This is a genomic window from Rosenbergiella australiborealis (assembly GCF_018494035.1).
GTDB lineage: Bacteria > Pseudomonadota > Gammaproteobacteria > Enterobacterales > Enterobacteriaceae > Rosenbergiella > Rosenbergiella australiborealis.
Map to the genome: position 1 here is coordinate 61,269 of NZ_JABBFO010000010.1, position 16,668 is coordinate 77,936.

The window sequence follows — 16,668 nt, forward strand, 5'->3', positions numbered from 1 at the left end:
TAATATCCTTATTAAACAACGTTATGTATTAACTAAACCTATTAATGGCATTGAAATCGTAGAAATTGTAATACTCTTTATTTTCAATTATTTTTGCTGAGACGACACCCCCATCTAAAATTGCTTCATTCACACATGCTGACAAGTAAAATATATTATTAGTTGATCTTGATTTTAATAATGCAGATTTAGCTAATTTAAAAAATAGACTGGCTTTGTTGAAATAGAAAAAACTTGCCATCGCTTCATCACTGATTGCTTTTTTTTCGACAACTTCAATTATTGAGTTACTGTCATCTCTTTTAATGTATGACCATTTTGGATGCACAGAAGAAAAACTTATCAACCCAATATCGGTATTACTTTCCCTAAATTCATTTATAACTGACTGACAATTAATATCAAGATATTGATCGGATGATGTTATAATGAGTTCATCATCATCATCCCAGTATTCAGCCGCTAGAAGACATGTACAAAGAGCACCTGCAGTATTATTGTTAACGTTAATCAATATCGCGTCCTCCCCGACTATTCTTTGAATAATGTTATCAATCATATATTGCTGATTAGAAAAATTAGGTCTAATATAGATTTTATTATAGTTATCTTCGATTGATTTCAAATAACATTGTGAATATTCAAAAATAGTTTTTCCATCAATTTCATTCAAAATCTTTGGGAATGAGTTTTCAGAGGATGTTTGATATAAATCCTCACCTACCATAGGAGTAATAATTGTTAGCATAGTCCTTTCTCCAATACAGATATTTTATTCTTTATATTGATGTAATTGACCTCTTCAATTTTACCAATCGCTAGGACATGAGCGCCACTGGCCTTGGCGGCATTAATCCCATTTTCATTATCTTCGATGATTAAACATTCTTGCGGTAAGAGATTCAGTTTATCAATTGCCTTTAGGTAAATTTCTGGTGATGGTTTGCTCTGTACGACATCTTGATTAGAGAGATAAAAGTCAAAATAATGAAGAATATTTGCCTTTGTAAGCATGACTTCAATAGTATTTTTTATCGAATTAGAAGCAACGGCTAACTTGTATCCTTCCGCCGTTAATCGAGATAACAGATATTCATGTTGAAATTGTGGGTGACAGCAAGTCTCGACAATTTCAAGTGTATATTTCTGTTTTAGTTGATCGATAAAATCAAATAACTTTAAAGGTAGATCTTTCTCCTTACGAAGAATATCTAACTTTTTTTTAGTTGGTAAACCATCAAAACGTCGAAGATGCTGCTCATAATCAATTTGTAGACCAAACAGTTCCAATGCCCTATTTAAAGCATAGTAATGCCACTGCTGAGCATCGATAAGAACACCATCCATATCAAAAATTACAGCTTTAATTTTATTTTTCATAAAAGAACTCTACCGCTTTTTCGATTTTATCTGTACAGAGCATTAATTGCTCGGAGTTATAATAGTCACTAGATAATAACTTTATATTATTCCACATCTCATTCTCATCTCTTCGATGTAACTCTGGCGAGACGATACAGACTTTTTTTCCAGCTTCGAGATAACTCATAATATTTTTTTCATCCAAATAATCCCGATGAAAACTATCTAACCAAATACCTTTCGCATATTTGAAAAGATCGTTATCGATTTCATATTCGCTACGGCGCATAAAAATATTCATATCCTCTTCTATATAATGAAGAGTATCGGGTATAGACATATCAAAACAAAAATAATTATCCACTTTATAAAACTTTAGATATTCGTTTATCCTTTTTGCCAAACCATCTGATTTTATATTTAGTGCTAAAGGCAGCCTATAATCGTAGGCTATAAATAATTTCAAAAAACACTCGAAACTAATACACTCTACGGAAGGAATATCATGACTAATCACTAGTTCTCCATTGAAATCCCTAATATCAGTCTCAGTACCGTACCCTTGTGAAAAGGATCGTTTAAAAGCACTAATTGTATTTTTTTCAGATGGATTTAACCAATATCCTCGATGTGATATTGAGATCATTCCTTTGACTCCATTTATAATTATTCTCTACTTTTCATATCCATTATAACTCTCCTGATAGCAGGCCATCTTAATGGAAAGTAAAGAATGAAATACCATAGTTTCATTAAAGATACTTTGACATTGAAACTGATAGGATAAGTAACATCTCTATTTTTATTTTTTCCATTATGGATATTATTTAAGATAACCCAGTCTTTAAACTGGTAAATAGTATCCTCCCCTTTATTTTTATATTTAGTAGTATGCTTTGGCCATATAAAGCCAAGTTGATAGCAACTTAATGGAATGAAATTATTAATATATAACCTCTCAGAAAGTAACATTAATTTTTTGGAGTTTTCTTTATTTCCAGAAAATTGTAAACCATTCATTTTCTTCTTAAGATAGTTAACCCAGATAAACTGTTCTGGCACGTACTTCATCAAACTAAACAAGGAATAATTAAATGTAACTTCAAATATAGATCTATCAACTAATGGGGTGCAGTACAGCTCATACATATCACTCTTCTTACCAAGTAGCATAATATCTCCTGGATGAAAAAGAAAAGAACGATAGGAACGACTATGTCTTGCAAATAAATTACAATTGATCATTCTTTCTTCAAAAAAAGAATACTCTCTGCTTCTAGTAAATAGATTGTCGATCATTTTTTTACGTGAAAAAATCTTTCTTAAGTTATCATTATATAAAAAACTATCGGTTCTTAGCTTTACTATATAATCGCGAGTTGAACGTTCAATCCCTTTAAAAGAAGAAACAATCATCCTATTTATATTGGTAACCCACTGATAACTCCCTTCTCGATAAACTAAAGGGCCGGGATCACTGTTAAATATAACGATAGCATTTAATGGTTTTATTTCTTTTAAAAACAAACTCCTTTCGTCAGCTTCTAATTCCCAAGTGGAGATGATAATTTCAGAGTTCGGGTATTTCTTTCTTACTATCGCTATGTTCTCTATAACTCTGGTACAGTTTTCATCAAAAAACACTTTCCCTTGAAAAACAAAAGATATCTGATGCATACTACTTACTTTCTTTTTTTAGAAAATACGTTGAACAACTACTGATTTTCAAAAACAAATTAGTGATAGTAAAACCTAGAAATCTCATAGATAGGCATTTAATAATTGCCATATTCTCACCATAGGTTTGTTTTTTTTCGTAATGAGTATTGAGATTAAAAAAGTTAGTTAACTCATTTTTATAGTCTTGGTTCTTATCTGAAACAATATATATATGAACATCATACTCTTTTTTATTAATAATCATCATTTTTATTAGTGTAATTAAATGTTCTCGATATAGATCGTAGGTCTTATTATTATGAATCTTCACAAAAATAATATGGTTAGTATGATTTAGATCCAACTCAAAACTTTTTATATCTTCTAGTTGAAAACCAATTTTGGTAAAAATTGATTCATTATTTTCTGTATATGAAATATGCTTTGATACACCATTATTACGCCATAGACCATATTCTTCTTCAGTTACGCCACTGATACGCAGTTTCATATTTCTTATTCCTTCCAAAGCGTCGTGCCATGTAGACATCGATAAACTTCTTTAATACCATGAGGGAAATAAACGCCTGGGATAATATATTTTAAGTTTATTGCTGAGATGAAATTCCCAATATTAGTCATCTTACATTTTTCGATAAACCAATCATCATTTTTCTTATAAAAAGGTGATGAGCTAAAGGAATGAAAAAGTTGGTTATTCAAAATAAAACTCATCACTAGTGTTCTTTTCTTTACTTTTGGACTGGCCGATGAAAACATAATTCTGATAATGTCTTCATATTCATTAGGTGCCATTGGTTCACAGAGAATATTGGCGGAAAAATCGGCCATAAACTCCTCGATATAGGGAAGTTTTACCGTCACATCACTAATGACTTTTTTAATAATAAGATATCTTGATAGTCCAGACATGCTGGAACAAGATATTTGAAATAACGTATTTTTATTTGCTCCATATTTTTTTGCAAAAGAATAAATTCTTTCTCTCGCTTCTTCTTTAGAGATACGAAATAGCGGTTTTCTTTTTATAAAAGGTATTTGCTCAGTCACGCTACGAGACATAGTTAGTTTGCCACTGATATTATTGGTTGCGACATATCCATAATAATGAATGACTGAGCGTGAATTCATGCTTTGCGTTATCGTATTGGGATTTATTCTACAGGGAACACCATGACTACTTATTCTGATACCAAATTCTATATCTTCATAATCATTCCAAAATAAATTCTCATTTTGTGGGTATTTAGTCCATAGACTTTTTTTAGTTAGGTATAAACTACCTGTAAGATAATCATGTCCAAAATGTGATCGCGCAGGATGCTGATAACAGTAAAAAAGTTTACTAATGAGTTTAGTATTTTCTCTCACTACATCTTTTATATTTATCTCTTTAGTAAGATCTTGCGATATTGTATTAAAATCTGAATATTTCCTTGGTAGAAAATTATGCTTATCTTGGAAATAGAAAGATTGAAAGCCGGTTATTGGAAAAAAATCACCGAATGTTGTAATAGCATCATAAAAATTAAGAGGTAATAGTACCCGATCATGGAGTATACAAACATTATTATATAGTGCAGCGTTTACCAGTAAATTTTTCTTTTTTGTGATATGGTTTTCTTCACTCTGACGCTCATCACTTATTATCTTCACCTTGTCAAAAAATTTAAATTCAGGATGTGGATCACCACATAGAATAATTTCTTTATGCGGTATATTTATTTCAATTATTCTTTCTATGCATTTATTAAGAAAAACTGGATCATCGTTACCTACAGGAATACAGAATGACCAGCATTCAAGCCCTCTATCTTTTTCAATTGGTAGGGGCATCACTTTCTTATATTTATATATACAACCGTCAATCACCTCAACTAATTCAAAGGATTGATGGTAGTAGTCTTTTTGTAGAAGATTATCAACCTGTAAAGGCTCTTCTATATAAATAAAGCCACCCAAATGAAGTTGGTGAGTAATATCCCAAAGTATTTGAGCATAGAAAGGTGATTCACACTGCACATTATGAAGAAATATATCATCATGACTTGATAAAGATATCCTTTTCACACCATTAATAATCAACTTTTCCGCTGAAACGGTAGGGTGTATTTTTGAAAAGGTAATGACAGTCGTACTTTCAGATAAAAAATCTTTATACTTATCTTTATTGAACACCCTGAATGTTTTTTTCAGGCATAATTTCTTGTCATTTTTACAATGTATAATATTCATAACTAACTTAAAAATCAGTGGCTTTTTTTGATATACTATTTTTTAAGAATTTACTAAGGTCTGTAGGAATTCCTAAGCCATACATTCCTTTGTATTCTTCCCCGATATTATAAAAATCAATAACTGATTTTCTTTCTTGAATTAGGTAATTATAGGTGGGTGCGACATAATATTCACCGTTAGATAAATTATTATCTTCAATCATTCTTTTAGCAGCATAACAATAATCACTCCCCCTCTTGAAGTTATAAATACCCACCGATGCTTCAGTGGAGATGACTTCTTTTTCTCGTACCTCACATACATATCCTTGTTGCGCGATACGTAAATAAGACCATTTGGGATCGTTAGCTGTCATTGTCATTATCATGCCATCACTCTTTTGGTGATTAAAAGCATCAAGATATTCATTGATATCGATATCTATCCATTGGTCACAGTTAGCTATCATCAATGGTGAGTCATTGTTGATATACTTTTCTGCAACTAATACCGTTTCCGCTGCCCCGGCTGTTTTCCTATCCATAGAGATAATAATTGCGTTATCACAGGTTCTTTTCAATATTTTCTCTAAATGAGTCGTAGATAAATGTTCAGCTTGGCAAATAAATATAAATCGATGTTCGCAAGTAGGTTTTATATTATTGACCACTAGCTCTATCATGTGTTTATCGTTAACTTTAATCAGTGGCTTTGGATCAGGGAAACCCTCTTTTTTAAATCGGCTACCCTCTCCAGCCATAGGAATTATTATATTTATCATATTTATTCAATATTCATATATTTATCATGTTTAACACTGGGGAGTTTAACAACCACTGTTGTCACATTTGTTATTGCGTGAAAGTCCGTTTCTTCACCTGGTAAAAGAGTTATAATATCGCCTTTTTTAAGGTGATTTTTATCCATTCTCGCTTCACCTTCAATGATAACAGTAATTTCAGTAGCGATTTTATGGGTATGCCTTGGTTCGTGGTCTCCCTGCTGATAGTACTTAACTGCAACTTCCACATCACAAGTAGGATAAAGGGATGGAATAAAATTACCAATAAACCAGCCTTTATGCATAAGCTCTAGCTTTCCTATATTCATTTTACTCACCTAGTTAATTACTCAAAGTTCAATAAAAAAGTTAATAATAGGATAAATTCTTATAGGTTTAACTTAACGAAATAATATTAAATATCGATTCTTTATAGATAAATAGCATGTTGAATTATATATTTATATATATATTTAACTGTCCAGTTTTTATGTGCGCTATAGTATATCGATTTTTTCACGCTGTAAAATAAATCTGAAAAAATTTAAGATGCTGATGTTTTTTATTAGCGATATATTCATCTAGCAGAGTAATAATTAGCGATTTAAATATAACAATATAAAATGGCTAATTATTCTAAAAGATCGTCTACTAGGAAAATACGATATTAAAAATTTATTTAAAACCAATAATTAAAATAATTTATTTTATAATGAATTTTAACAGTATCATGTATTATTTTTAAATGTTTTTATAATATATAAATATGATAATAACTACTGATTAGATGATGGATTAATATTGGGGAAGAATTTTAGATGTAAAGATAAGGGGTTAAAAAATATCGTCAGGCGTGATACCAACGATGATCTCAAGGGCACTTCGTAGAATGTGAGTCTTTTTGCTTTCCTGTGAAATTTCAAGTTGTTTAACCAGGCTAATAATAATAGCTTTGTTGCTGACCTGACCAGTTTCAATTAATAGCTGTTTTACAGTTCGCCCGAGAACTTTTTTTTCTTTCTCAAAGCTGGTGTCAATAGTTGGGATAAATTCTACCGCCGTAGTTGTATGACTTACCGAAGAAAAGTGAGTAAGTGTGTTGGAAGGCTTAGAAGTCGTCTCTCCTAAGAAAAAATTAATGTTTAGTGTCATATTGATATCTATGAGTACCGCTTTCAAAGATTAAGCTTTGGTTTTTGAGAAATTGACTACGTTTCTGATAATTTTTAGAGATACTTTGTTTTATCTCGTAGATACCCTGCAAACATGCTTCTGCTCTCTGGGGATTGCTTGTTTTTTTTGCCATATTTGATAACTGATTCAACAATTCAGTTGTCGTTATTGGACCTCCTGTTTTCAGCAGGATGATTACGGCTTCACCGATCATGTCGTCCACATGCTGTTGCGTAAAGCCATTGTCCTTAGACATTAATTCAGTTCTCGATCAAGCACCAAAAGCATCAAATCTTGGTAACGCTTAATCAGGTTATCGTTTTCAGCCAGCTCAATCCAGTTCATCAATTTAGTACAGATACTTTTACGATTAAGGGTTTTACCGGACTCAAGCAGCTCAACGATAAGCATCCCCATCAGCTGGTCATTGGATAACTGTTCATTTATTGCAGAAGAGCCATTTCTTTTGGCAAGATGTAAGTCATAGGTTTGCTGACGCATCTTTAACTCCTTGTCTATTTAATAGGACCCTAACTATTTCCTATAAAATAAACAAAAGTTCTTCAATTGTACAGATAAGATTAATTTTATTGATCTATCGGGGAGGAATTTACAAAAGTAGGATTTTGGCTCAAAAAGTCAAGAGAGCTTGCAATGTGACTGCAAGCCCTCCTAGCGGAGTTAATCTTCATCACGGGAGACCACTAGTCGTAAATCCGCCGGTGAACCTAACGATGCAGAATCTAACTTATCTAACCAGCCTGCACGTTCAGGGGTTAAGCATCCTAAACCTAGGTAGCCTAACAGCCAGCGCCTAACTTCATGCATCAGCAGTAATCGGACCTCATCAGTTTCATTTTCAGCCATCGACTTAAGTTCACTGACTAAATTATCTGTTGTGACTTCTTCCCTGTTGAAGATAAGGCGGATGGTAACTTCACCAATCAATTCATTACGCTTTACTTCATCAGAAATATACAAATAGACCTCCTTACACTGGAGTAAAAATACATATCTTACTATGCAACTAAGTATAGTCTAAAAACGCGTTATTTCTAGTCAGCACCTACTTATGTGCTTCTTCTATACAATGCCATTGCACGCTTTTGATTAAGATAATATCAGTATAGGAGGACACCGGTTTTAATGTAAAGATATTATGAATAACCTTATGATAACATTACAAATTACTAACTCTTTATTATATTATTCACCCACTTCATCGCTGGCTCTCTTGGTGGCTTTCTGAAAAAGTGTAGGGCTCATAAAAATTATGATACTTACTATCATCGACATTTAACGCATAGCATCACATAAATAACATAATCTCAACATAATAAACCATCTATTAACTTTATGTTACAGTGTGAAACCAGTAATTTTATGCCCAGTAATGTTTGGACAATAATAATGCTCCATCGAGAGCATCGCCTTTCGCTTGAGAAATGCGGTAACGTATCTCATCGGATAGCCAAGGTATCAGTGGTTTTGCTATCCCTCCTAAAAGCGTAATATTGTCTTGAGTGTAGCGCATTACAGCCGTAATCATCATTTCCGCGTCGACTGCAGACTGTTTCACTAAAGTGGTGGCATGATGATCACTACACTGAGCGAATTCATAGACTGCTTTCGCATACTTTGCCCAATCTTTAGGTTCGGCGTGCTGAGTCCATAACAGCATGATCTCCGCATCGTTTTTAAAGTCTTCCATTATGTATTGCATGCAAGGACTGCTTGTCATTATTCCTTCATGGGCCAGTAGTGCCATGCGTAATGCTTTTTGCCCCAATACCGCTCCCGAGGCAAGATCTGACAACTGAGCCCCCCATCCCCCGAGTAAATAGAATCGAGTTCCATCCCAAACTGCCGCTTGACTACCCGTCCCACAAATAAAAACTCCGCCCGGATGTCCCAGATGCGCACCAAAACAGGCTGTCTCGACGTCAGAAACTATGGCATGCTTTAATCCTAGAATATTCCACTGTGTTAAGCGTTGTTTTATCGAAGGAACATTGGCACCCGCTAACCCAGCCACCATAACGCTGTTTGCGTATTCTGTTGTCGATAAGTGGGCACGTTTAAATAGCTCTGTAACGACTTTTTCTACTTCTTTCAATCCCGACTCAAATTGGCTATAAATATTGGCGGGTCCCCCGGTAAATTCAGCCAAACACTGATCCTGCTGATTAACTAATCGCCCACGACAATGCGTACCGCCACCGTCAATCCCTATTCGATACTGAATCATATTCTTTTTATCCTCATCAATAATGCATGACCGTCTATCATGGAAAATGATTAGAACAGTATTGGCTTCAGTTCAGCCCACAGCGCCTTTTTATACGATAGCGGAAACGATCACAAACCCTAAGGCCGTCATCAGTAGTGAGCCGATAATATGGACGAAGATTGATCCTAGCGCCCAGAGATAGTTGCCCCCTTGTAACTGTGAAAATACTTCCAGAGAAAAAGTTGAAAACGTTGTCATTCCGCCACAAAGCCCTGTTGTGATAAAAACCTTCCAAAAGGGATCAAGTTGCGGTTGTCGAAGAAAATAGGCTGCCGCGCCACCGATGATAAAGCCACCGATAAGATTCACTAACAGTGTTCCTGGCGGCAAAGTAGGAAATAAACTATTTAATCTAAGCGCTAGCAACCAACGGATAATACACCCTAAAGCCCCTCCGATAATGACTGCTAGTAAGGATTTGAACATGGATGATTCCTGATTGATAACATTAAGGTTTAAAGCATTATCATATCAAGTTCTCTGCAATTGTCAGAAAAAGAGATAGGTGTTAGAAAAATTTTAAAAACCTTTACCTCCCCCTCCTGGTTAGCGATGGATATGAACAAAACCACTACGTTTAAAGCATAAAAAAGTGCAATACATTTTCATTAGAAAATACCCAGTTAATAACTATTAGGAGGCGTTATTTCCATCGTAAAAATATACTTTATTCGTGTGTAATATTTTTATAAAGCATTGTTCTGATAGGTATTTTTTTATAAAAATTTTATACATTAATAATGCCGTTTTGAACTAATACTTTACTGACATATCTAGACTGCTTCTCTATTGTTATAGCCACCACCCCCTCAAAATTTTATTTAGCCTGATGGATATAAGGATTTTCTATCAATTAATAAAAAACATACTAAAAAGATAAAATTTCACGAAAAAACAGTTAAAGCCACACCATCCATAACCATTAACACATTGTTAATAAACAAAAAAATCCATTTTTTCATAGTGAAATTTTAATTAATAAATAATGTAAAAAAAATTACACCTAGAAACATATAAGTATCCATATGCATATTTAAAAAATATTTTTATAAAAAAAGAAAACCAATAGGGAAAAGCATCTATTCTAAATAAAAAATAACAGTATAAACGTTGAATTAAACATATAGCTTTATTGGAAGTTGCAAGCAGATGTTTATCTTAAGTCGACGATTTATATAAAAATACATAATGGAGCTCATATGAACAAAGTATACAATGTTGTTTGGAATGCTAGCTTGTCTGCTTGGTGTGTGACATCTGAGTTCGCGAAATCAAAGAAAGTTTTATTTAAGAAAGCATTAGCTTCCTCTGTACTCACCCTTATTTCATGTTCAGTTTTCGCGGATAGCCTTGAATTAGGCGGGGGAAGTGTCGACTCGACAGCAACAGACAGTATCGCGATAGGTTCTAGTTCAAAGGTAGACGCGAATGCCGTTGATAGTGTGGCAATAGGAAATGGTGCAGAGGTAAAGCAGCTTAGAAGCATTGCAATCGGTATAGGTGCAGTATCAGATGGCTTGAATTCGACAGCTATAGGCGCTGGAGCTGAAACCAATGATAACGATAGTATCGCTCTTGGAACTAGGGCTATAGCCGATGAATTTTCTACTGCTTTAGGGGAAGAGTCTAAAGCATTAGGAAAATGGTCCCTCTCCTCCGGATTTGAATCAGAATCGCTCAATACTTTTGACGCGGCTTATGGATTTAAGGCAGTAGCTTCTGGCGGATCATCGTTAGCGATGGGATTTGGTGCAACGAGTTCCGGTGACTCATCTTCCGCCATTGGTAGTAGCGCTTCTGCAACCGGTTCCAGAGATATAGCTTACGGCGCTCAGTCGTCAGCATCTGGGGGTTTTGGTGCAGCAATTGGCTATGAAGCCAATAAAACGGCAAATAGGGCGTTTGCCATTGGTGATAACTCTTCAGCAACAGCGCTACAATCATTTTCTATCGGTAACTGGGCTGAGACGAGTGCAGAGAATGCGTTGGCAATTTCAACCTATGCTAAAGCAGATGCTGCCGATGCGATCAGCATAGGTGATAGTAGCGATGTGACATCAACAGCGACTAGCTCCGGTATTCTAGGTAACCAGAGTACCGTTAGCGCAGCGAATAGTTTTGCAATCGGCAACAATAATAGTATTGAAACAGCAGATACTTTTGCATTAGGCAATAATATCAGTTCAACCTTAGATAATTCGGTTTTTCTAGGGGACGCTTCTTCTTATGTCGATGCTGATTCAACGACTGGTGGGAATGGTAGTGTTGCAAGTACCACCATTACAAACAGTGAGAATAATGCGACAACTTTCTCGAATTATGCTGGAAGCCAATCATCAGGGGTCGTTTCAGTAGGAAATAGCTCTTCGCAAAGAAGAATACAGAATGTTGCCGCCGGATTAGTGAGTCAAGGTTCAACGGATGCCATCAATGGCAGCCAACTTTACTCTGTTGAGGATACCGTTGCAGAGGGCTACTCCTTTGCCGCCCCGTCCGGCGATAGCTTTAACCTGCCTTTAGGGTCGACTTTTAATCTCTATGGCGCCACCACTGCCGCCTCGGGGGTCACCTTCGACAGCAGCTCAACGCCAGTGAGTGGGAGTTACTCGGCGAAAAACGTGCAGACCGTCACCGACGGTAAAGGCGGTATTCAAGTACAGTTGGCAGAAGATCCGGACTTCGATGCAATTACTGCGAATCAAGTAACCGTTGGCCCAGTGATCATATCGAATACAGGTATTGATATGGGAGGAGAGAAAATTACCCATCTTGCAGCAGGCACGGCAGATGATGATGCGGTTAATGTAAGTCAACTCAATAGCGTCAAGAATATCGCCTCCGCAGGGTGGAATATTGAAACGGATAGCGGTGAAAACGCGAAAAGTAATGTTAGCCCCACTAGCACGGTAACCATAACTGGTGATAAAGATATTTCGGTAACGAATAGTGGTAATAACGTTTCAGTTGCACTGAGTAATGACGTCACTATCGGCAGTAATAATAACGCCATTGAAATAAACGGTAAGGACGGCACGATTACCGATGGTACCGGTGACAATCGAGTTGCTATCAATGGTAATACCGGGACTGTTCAAGCAGGGAAAATCACGATTAATGGTAGCACTGGTACAGAAGATGGTTTAACCAATACAACGTGGGATCCGAATAACTATGTTTCAGGCCAGGCCGCGACTGAAGATCAATTGCATGCACTGAGCGAACAAAATAGTTCTGCTGTTGAAGCGGCAAAAACAGAGGTTGATGCCGGAGATAATATTCAAGTCACAAGTTCTAATGACGCAAAGGATGGCCACACTATTTACACTGTCGCCACCTCTAAAGACGTTAATTTTAATTCAGTGCATTCTAATTCTGTGAATGTAGGGAATGTCACGATTAATGATCAAGGTATCAACGCAGGCAATCAAAAAATAACCAATGTTGCTGCCGGTGAAATTTCATCTTCTTCTCACGATGCGATTAATGGTGCGCAGCTCTATAAAACGAATAGTAGTGTTGCAAACTACTTTGGTGGTGGTTCAAAAGTCGATGCCAACGGGAATATTACAGCCCCCACCTATAATGTTGCAGGGGGAAGTTACAATAATGTTGGGGATGCCTTAGGCGCCGTCGATAATAAAGTCGATAACCTCGCTTATGACACGCAACAAGGGTTTGACCAAATGAATCATCATATTAATAAAGTGGAACGGAGATTATCATCAGGTATCGCTGGGGTTGCCGCAATGGAACCTGCGCCTTACGTTGCCGGTAAATTTACTTACGCAATGGGTAGCTCTTATTACAATGATCAAGGTGCGTTAGGCATAACCTTTAGGAGAACGGCGGATGATGGACGCTGGTCTCTTACTGCAGGGGCTGCTGTCGGGACTGAAGGTCAACCTATTGTCAGAGTCGGTATTAGTGGTGTCATTAACTAAGCCATTATCACTACTCACTTACATTGGATGCATAATAATGATGATTAATCGATTCAAAAATTTACTACTTATCGCGATGACGACATTGGTGGGCTGTACAAGTTACGGTCCGGATGGCTTTCCAAAAATTGAGGATAGTTATTTATCTCAGGTCATTAAATACGAACCTGAGCAAGTCGCTCATGTTACTGTTGGAACAAACAAAGATGCTGTACGTGTCGCGTTAGGTAACCCACAATTTAATGAGTTTATTTCAAATAACTGGAATTATGTTTTAGATATCCATAACCTAAATACCAATAGCTATAACCGCTGTCAGTTAAAAATTACATTTAAGAACGATATTGCACAAAAACTCTCTTGGAAAGGGAAACAATGTCCCAATGATAGGGTGAATAATATTAAGACAGCGAGCGTTCTCTTCGGCTTTGCTAAATATAGGGCCACTGATATAGATCCAAGCAGTCAGCGACAACTTACTGCATTAGTGAACCAAATGAAATCATCATCAATAAATATTGAACACATTACACTGGTGGGTAATGCTGATACCGTTGGCCAAACATTGCCTAACTATACCCTAGGATTAGAAAGAGCAAAAACTGTCCAGCAACTATTGGCAACGCAGTTAGGTCTTGCACCCGGCCAATTTACACTAAAAAGTGACTCTGACTTAGATGCCGTTCAACAGCAATGTATTACACAAAGCGATGATAGTATGCCCTGTGCTCAGAACTTTAGACGTGTCGATATTTATATCAAATCACAATAAAAATAGAAGCCTAGATTGATCTATTAAGGATCGATTTAGGTTTTCGCTTTGATAAGTGATAAAGGGTATTTAATTTTAGGAAATAGCATGAAGAAAATTATTTTTTTTATTATATTTGCCGCGATGACTAGCCAAATGGCTCTTGCTACACCAAAAACAAAACATAGCTCATTTCCTATTAAAGCGACGGCTGGGCAATGGACCCTTCAGTGTACAGGCCAATCCTTTGATAAATGTATACTCTATTCTCAAATTTTTGATGGAAATAACACTAGAAGCCTGTTAGTAAATTTTAAGCTGCAATCTAGAAATAGCGCTACGCTCTATATAGGTACACCTCTGGATGTCAGTTTAATCGATAACTTATCACTCAGTTTAGCCGATAATTCTCCTTTTAATGTCCCCTTTGTTGCCTGTTACAAAACAGGTTGTATGTCACAAGCTAACGTCGACAACTTAAGTAGTATCTCTTCCAATAAAATAATGAATATCTCTTATTTTTCATCAACGCCTCATGAAATAAAAAGATTTTCAATCAGCCTACTTGGCATTGAGCAATTATTAAGCATCCTACCAAAGAAATAGGGGATATCGTGAAAAATAAAAATACCCTGCTATTTTCATTAGCGGCCATAGTTATCGTAATCGTGGGTGCATACCTGCTGGTGAAAAAGAATATCATTCATATTAATTTCCCGGAAACGACAGTAAAACACGTTAGGGGTAGTAACGTTATCAGTGGCTCACTGGATCGGGAAAAACTCCCATTACATGTAAATCAGGTTGATGAAATTTATCAAAATTGGAAAGTTGAATGTATTATTAATAGCCAATCAGCTTGTACCTTATCATCGGTTAAAAGTGATGATGCCGTTCATTTAGCCTTTAACGTTAATGATAAACAGCAATTAATCGCTGAAGCATTCGCCCCCTTAGGGGTAGATCTCAGGAAAGGGATCCGTTTCGCGATGAGCATAAAAGGTGAACAAGCGAGCCAACACTCTACATATTTGAATTGTAATACCCAAGGTTGCCGGTTTAAATTAATTATCCCTATAAGTATCATTGACCAGTTTAAAGCGGCTGATCATATTGGGATAACCTATTATTTTCCTGAGAATCCTCAGCCAACAGAGACAGACGTGTCCCTTTCCGAATTCAATGATGCACTGTCTCGGCTGTTATCGCTCTACCAACATCAATAAATCTTCTCAGTGAGATCAGTGCTGTTTTTGTTACTGATTTGAGTTTGATGCTACATCGGGGTGACCGTGTGAGTCACGTTGCCAGAACGCTCTGCTGTGCCCGTTCTTCCGTTGGACGTTGGATTAACGGGTTCACGCTGTCAGGTGTTGAAGGGCTGAAGTCTTTACCCGCCGGGGGTGCCCGTCGCTGGCCATTTGAGCATATCTGCACACTATTACGTGAACTAATCAGACATGCTCCTGGTGATTTTGGCTACCAGCGTTCCCGCTGGAGCACAGAACTTCTGGCGATAAAAATTAATGAGATAACCGGATATAAACTTCATCCTGGAACAATCCGCCGCTGGCTACCTTTAGCGGGTCTGGTATGGCGAAGAGCCGCGCCAACTCTGCGTATCCGTGACCCGCATAAAGATGAAAAGATGGCCGCCATCCATAAAGCATTGGACGAATGTAGCGCAGAACATCCGGTATTTTATGAAGATGAGGTGGATATCCATCTCAATCCTAAAATCGGCGCGAACGGGCAACTCCGCGGACAACAAAAACGTGTGATAACACCGGGACAGAATGAAAAATATTATCTGGCAGGCGCGCTGCACAGCGGAACGGGAAAAGTCAGCTATGTAGGCGGGAGCAGTAAATGTTCGCTGTTGTTCATCAGTCTGCTAAAACACCTTAAAGCGACGTACCGGCGGGCAAAAACAATAACGCTGATCGTGGATAACTACATAATCCACAAAAGCCGAGAAACGCAGCGCTGGTTGCATGAAAATCCGAAGTTCAGGGTGATTTACCAACCGGTTTACTTACCATAGGTGAATCATGTTGAACGGTTATGGCAGGCACTTCATGACACGATAACGCGTAATCATCAGTACCGTTCAATGTGGCAACTGTTGAAGAAAGTTCGTCATTTTATGGAAACTGTCAGCCCGTTTCCCGGTGGGAAACATGGACTGGTAAAAATGTAGCGGTATTAGGCGCAGCTATTTAGGGAACACATTGAGATCCCTAATTATCTGGATCGCCAGTTTTTATTGATTACTACAGCTATGGCATAAATGCCGAAGTTACCGATAAGATGAGAGATCGCCTTTCCGAAAGTAGTGAAGCAAATACCTCGTAAGTATCCAAAAGCACATAAAAAAGCCAGTCAGTGACTTAACTGACTGACATTACTTCATTAGGCGTTATTTCTGATGGTAAATATATATCTTTCCGGCCCTATGATGATCTGAATAAGA

Annotated in this window: 18 protein-coding genes and 1 pseudogene; 5 read left to right on the forward strand and 14 right to left on the reverse strand. The window is 36.7% G+C overall.

Annotated features, from left to right (window positions below; genetic code table 11):
• Positions 1 to 28 precede the first annotated feature (28 nt).
• From HGT73_RS11055 to crcB, 14 genes are all read right to left on the reverse strand, one after another.
• Positions 29 to 748, reverse strand: coding sequence for a sugar phosphate nucleotidyltransferase (locus tag HGT73_RS11055; RefSeq protein ID WP_214214896.1), 720 nt, complete (start codon positions 746 to 748; stop codon positions 29 to 31).
• Entirely contained in the window at positions 742 to 1,380 is a 639-nt protein-coding gene (locus tag HGT73_RS11060) for an HAD family hydrolase (protein ID WP_214214897.1), read from the reverse strand. The genes HGT73_RS11055 and HGT73_RS11060 overlap by 7 nt, the downstream gene beginning before the upstream one ends.
• Positions 1,370 to 2,008 (reverse strand): PI-PLC domain-containing protein, encoded by a 639-nt coding sequence (locus tag HGT73_RS11065; protein WP_214214898.1) that lies wholly within the window; start codon positions 2,006 to 2,008, stop codon positions 1,370 to 1,372. The genes HGT73_RS11060 and HGT73_RS11065 overlap by 11 nt, the downstream gene beginning before the upstream one ends.
• A 20-nt stretch (positions 2,009 to 2,028) precedes the next feature.
• Positions 2,029 to 3,039 (reverse strand): WavE lipopolysaccharide synthesis family protein, encoded by a 1,011-nt coding sequence (locus HGT73_RS11070; RefSeq protein WP_214214903.1) that lies wholly within the window; start codon positions 3,037 to 3,039, stop codon positions 2,029 to 2,031.
• Position 3,040: 1 nt separating this feature from the next.
• Positions 3,041 to 3,532: a hypothetical protein gene (locus HGT73_RS11075; RefSeq protein ID WP_214214904.1), complete on the reverse strand. Its 492-nt coding sequence runs from the start codon at positions 3,530 to 3,532 to the stop codon at positions 3,041 to 3,043.
• A gap of 5 nt (positions 3,533 to 3,537) precedes the next feature.
• Positions 3,538 to 5,220 carry a hypothetical protein gene (locus tag HGT73_RS11080; RefSeq protein WP_214214905.1) on the reverse strand — a complete coding sequence of 561 codons (1,683 nt, stop codon included), beginning with the start codon at positions 5,218 to 5,220 and terminating at the stop codon, positions 3,538 to 3,540.
• Positions 5,221 to 5,284: 64 nt separating this feature from the next.
• The gene (locus HGT73_RS11085; protein WP_214214906.1) at positions 5,285 to 6,040 is read right to left on the reverse strand and encodes a glycosyltransferase family 2 protein; all 756 of its coding nucleotides are present in this window, start codon (positions 6,038 to 6,040) and stop codon (positions 5,285 to 5,287) included.
• Between the two features lie 2 nt (positions 6,041 to 6,042).
• Entirely contained in the window at positions 6,043 to 6,369 is a 327-nt protein-coding gene (locus HGT73_RS11090; RefSeq protein ID WP_214214908.1) for an AraC family ligand binding domain-containing protein, read from the reverse strand.
• 505 nt (positions 6,370 to 6,874) lie between these two features.
• Positions 6,875 to 7,192, reverse strand: a complete 318-nt coding sequence (locus HGT73_RS11095; RefSeq protein ID WP_214214911.1) for a biofilm development regulator YmgB/AriR family protein — start codon at positions 7,190 to 7,192, stop codon at positions 6,875 to 6,877.
• Positions 7,176 to 7,469, reverse strand: coding sequence for a hypothetical protein (locus tag HGT73_RS11100; protein ID WP_214214915.1), 294 nt, complete (start codon positions 7,467 to 7,469; stop codon positions 7,176 to 7,178). Before HGT73_RS11100 ends, HGT73_RS11095 begins: the two co-directional genes overlap by 17 nt.
• Positions 7,469 to 7,714: a hypothetical protein gene (locus HGT73_RS11105; RefSeq protein ID WP_214214918.1), complete on the reverse strand. Its 246-nt coding sequence runs from the start codon at positions 7,712 to 7,714 to the stop codon at positions 7,469 to 7,471. Before HGT73_RS11105 ends, HGT73_RS11100 begins: the two co-directional genes overlap by 1 nt.
• Positions 7,715 to 7,894: 180 nt before the next feature.
• Positions 7,895 to 8,194, reverse strand: a complete 300-nt coding sequence (locus tag HGT73_RS11110; protein ID WP_214214922.1) for a hypothetical protein — start codon at positions 8,192 to 8,194, stop codon at positions 7,895 to 7,897.
• Positions 8,195 to 8,594: 400 nt separating this feature from the next.
• Positions 8,595 to 9,461, reverse strand: coding sequence for a BadF/BadG/BcrA/BcrD ATPase family protein (locus HGT73_RS11115; protein WP_214214927.1), 867 nt, complete (start codon positions 9,459 to 9,461; stop codon positions 8,595 to 8,597).
• A gap of 90 nt (positions 9,462 to 9,551) precedes the next feature.
• On the reverse strand, positions 9,552 to 9,929 hold the full coding sequence (gene crcB / locus HGT73_RS11120) for a fluoride efflux transporter CrcB (RefSeq protein WP_214214929.1): 378 nt from the start codon (positions 9,927 to 9,929) through the stop codon (positions 9,552 to 9,554).
• 773 nt (positions 9,930 to 10,702) lie between these two features.
• Here crcB and HGT73_RS11125 point away from each other — a divergent pair.
• From HGT73_RS11125 to HGT73_RS11145, 5 genes and pseudogenes are all read left to right on the forward strand, one after another.
• Positions 10,703 to 13,444, forward strand: a complete 2,742-nt coding sequence (locus HGT73_RS11125) for an ESPR-type extended signal peptide-containing protein (RefSeq protein ID WP_214214932.1) — start codon at positions 10,703 to 10,705, stop codon at positions 13,442 to 13,444.
• Positions 13,445 to 13,481: 37 nt separating this feature from the next.
• Positions 13,482 to 14,216 carry an outer membrane protein assembly factor BamE domain-containing protein gene (bamE, locus tag HGT73_RS11130; RefSeq protein WP_214214937.1) on the forward strand — a complete coding sequence of 245 codons (735 nt, stop codon included), beginning with the start codon at positions 13,482 to 13,484 and terminating at the stop codon, positions 14,214 to 14,216.
• Positions 14,217 to 14,303: 87 nt separating this feature from the next.
• Positions 14,304 to 14,801 (forward strand): invasion associated locus B family protein, encoded by a 498-nt coding sequence (locus HGT73_RS11135; RefSeq protein ID WP_214214946.1) that lies wholly within the window; start codon positions 14,304 to 14,306, stop codon positions 14,799 to 14,801.
• 8 nt (positions 14,802 to 14,809) lie between these two features.
• Positions 14,810 to 15,421: an invasion associated locus B family protein gene (locus tag HGT73_RS11140; protein ID WP_214214949.1), complete on the forward strand. Its 612-nt coding sequence runs from the start codon at positions 14,810 to 14,812 to the stop codon at positions 15,419 to 15,421.
• Positions 15,422 to 15,465: 44 nt separating this feature from the next.
• Positions 15,466 to 16,395 (forward strand): annotated as a pseudogene (locus tag HGT73_RS11145) (IS630 family transposase); the annotation flags it as partial.
• Positions 16,396 to 16,668: the final 273 nt, after the last annotated feature.

Excerpts from the sequence above, each read along its gene's own strand:
- HGT73_RS11055 (WP_214214896.1), bottom strand. The coding sequence starts at position 748 with ATGCTAACAATTATTACTCCTATGGTAGGTGAGGATTTATATCAAACA.
- HGT73_RS11060 (WP_214214897.1), bottom strand. The coding sequence starts at position 1,380 with ATGAAAAATAAAATTAAAGCTGTAATTTTTGATATGGATGGTGTTCTT.
- HGT73_RS11065 (WP_214214898.1), bottom strand. The coding sequence starts at position 2,008 with ATGATCTCAATATCACATCGAGGATATTGGTTAAATCCATCTGAAAAA.
- HGT73_RS11070 (WP_214214903.1), bottom strand. The coding sequence starts at position 3,039 with ATGCATCAGATATCTTTTGTTTTTCAAGGGAAAGTGTTTTTTGATGAA.
- HGT73_RS11075 (WP_214214904.1), bottom strand. The coding sequence starts at position 3,532 with ATGAAACTGCGTATCAGTGGCGTAACTGAAGAAGAATATGGTCTATGG.
- HGT73_RS11085 (WP_214214906.1), bottom strand. The coding sequence starts at position 6,040 with ATGATAAATATAATAATTCCTATGGCTGGAGAGGGTAGCCGATTTAAA.
- HGT73_RS11090 (WP_214214908.1), bottom strand. The coding sequence starts at position 6,369 with ATGAATATAGGAAAGCTAGAGCTTATGCATAAAGGCTGGTTTATTGGT.
- HGT73_RS11095 (WP_214214911.1), bottom strand. The coding sequence starts at position 7,192 with ATGACACTAAACATTAATTTTTTCTTAGGAGAGACGACTTCTAAGCCT.
- HGT73_RS11100 (WP_214214915.1), bottom strand. The coding sequence starts at position 7,469 with ATGTCTAAGGACAATGGCTTTACGCAACAGCATGTGGACGACATGATC.
- HGT73_RS11105 (WP_214214918.1), bottom strand. The coding sequence starts at position 7,714 with ATGCGTCAGCAAACCTATGACTTACATCTTGCCAAAAGAAATGGCTCT.
- HGT73_RS11115 (WP_214214927.1), bottom strand. The coding sequence starts at position 9,461 with ATGATTCAGTATCGAATAGGGATTGACGGTGGCGGTACGCATTGTCGT.
- crcB (WP_214214929.1), bottom strand. The coding sequence starts at position 9,929 with ATGTTCAAATCCTTACTAGCAGTCATTATCGGAGGGGCTTTAGGGTGT.
- HGT73_RS11125 (WP_214214932.1), top strand. The coding sequence starts at position 10,703 with ATGAACAAAGTATACAATGTTGTTTGGAATGCTAGCTTGTCTGCTTGG.
- bamE (WP_214214937.1), top strand. The coding sequence starts at position 13,482 with ATGATGATTAATCGATTCAAAAATTTACTACTTATCGCGATGACGACA.
- HGT73_RS11135 (WP_214214946.1), top strand. The coding sequence starts at position 14,304 with ATGAAGAAAATTATTTTTTTTATTATATTTGCCGCGATGACTAGCCAA.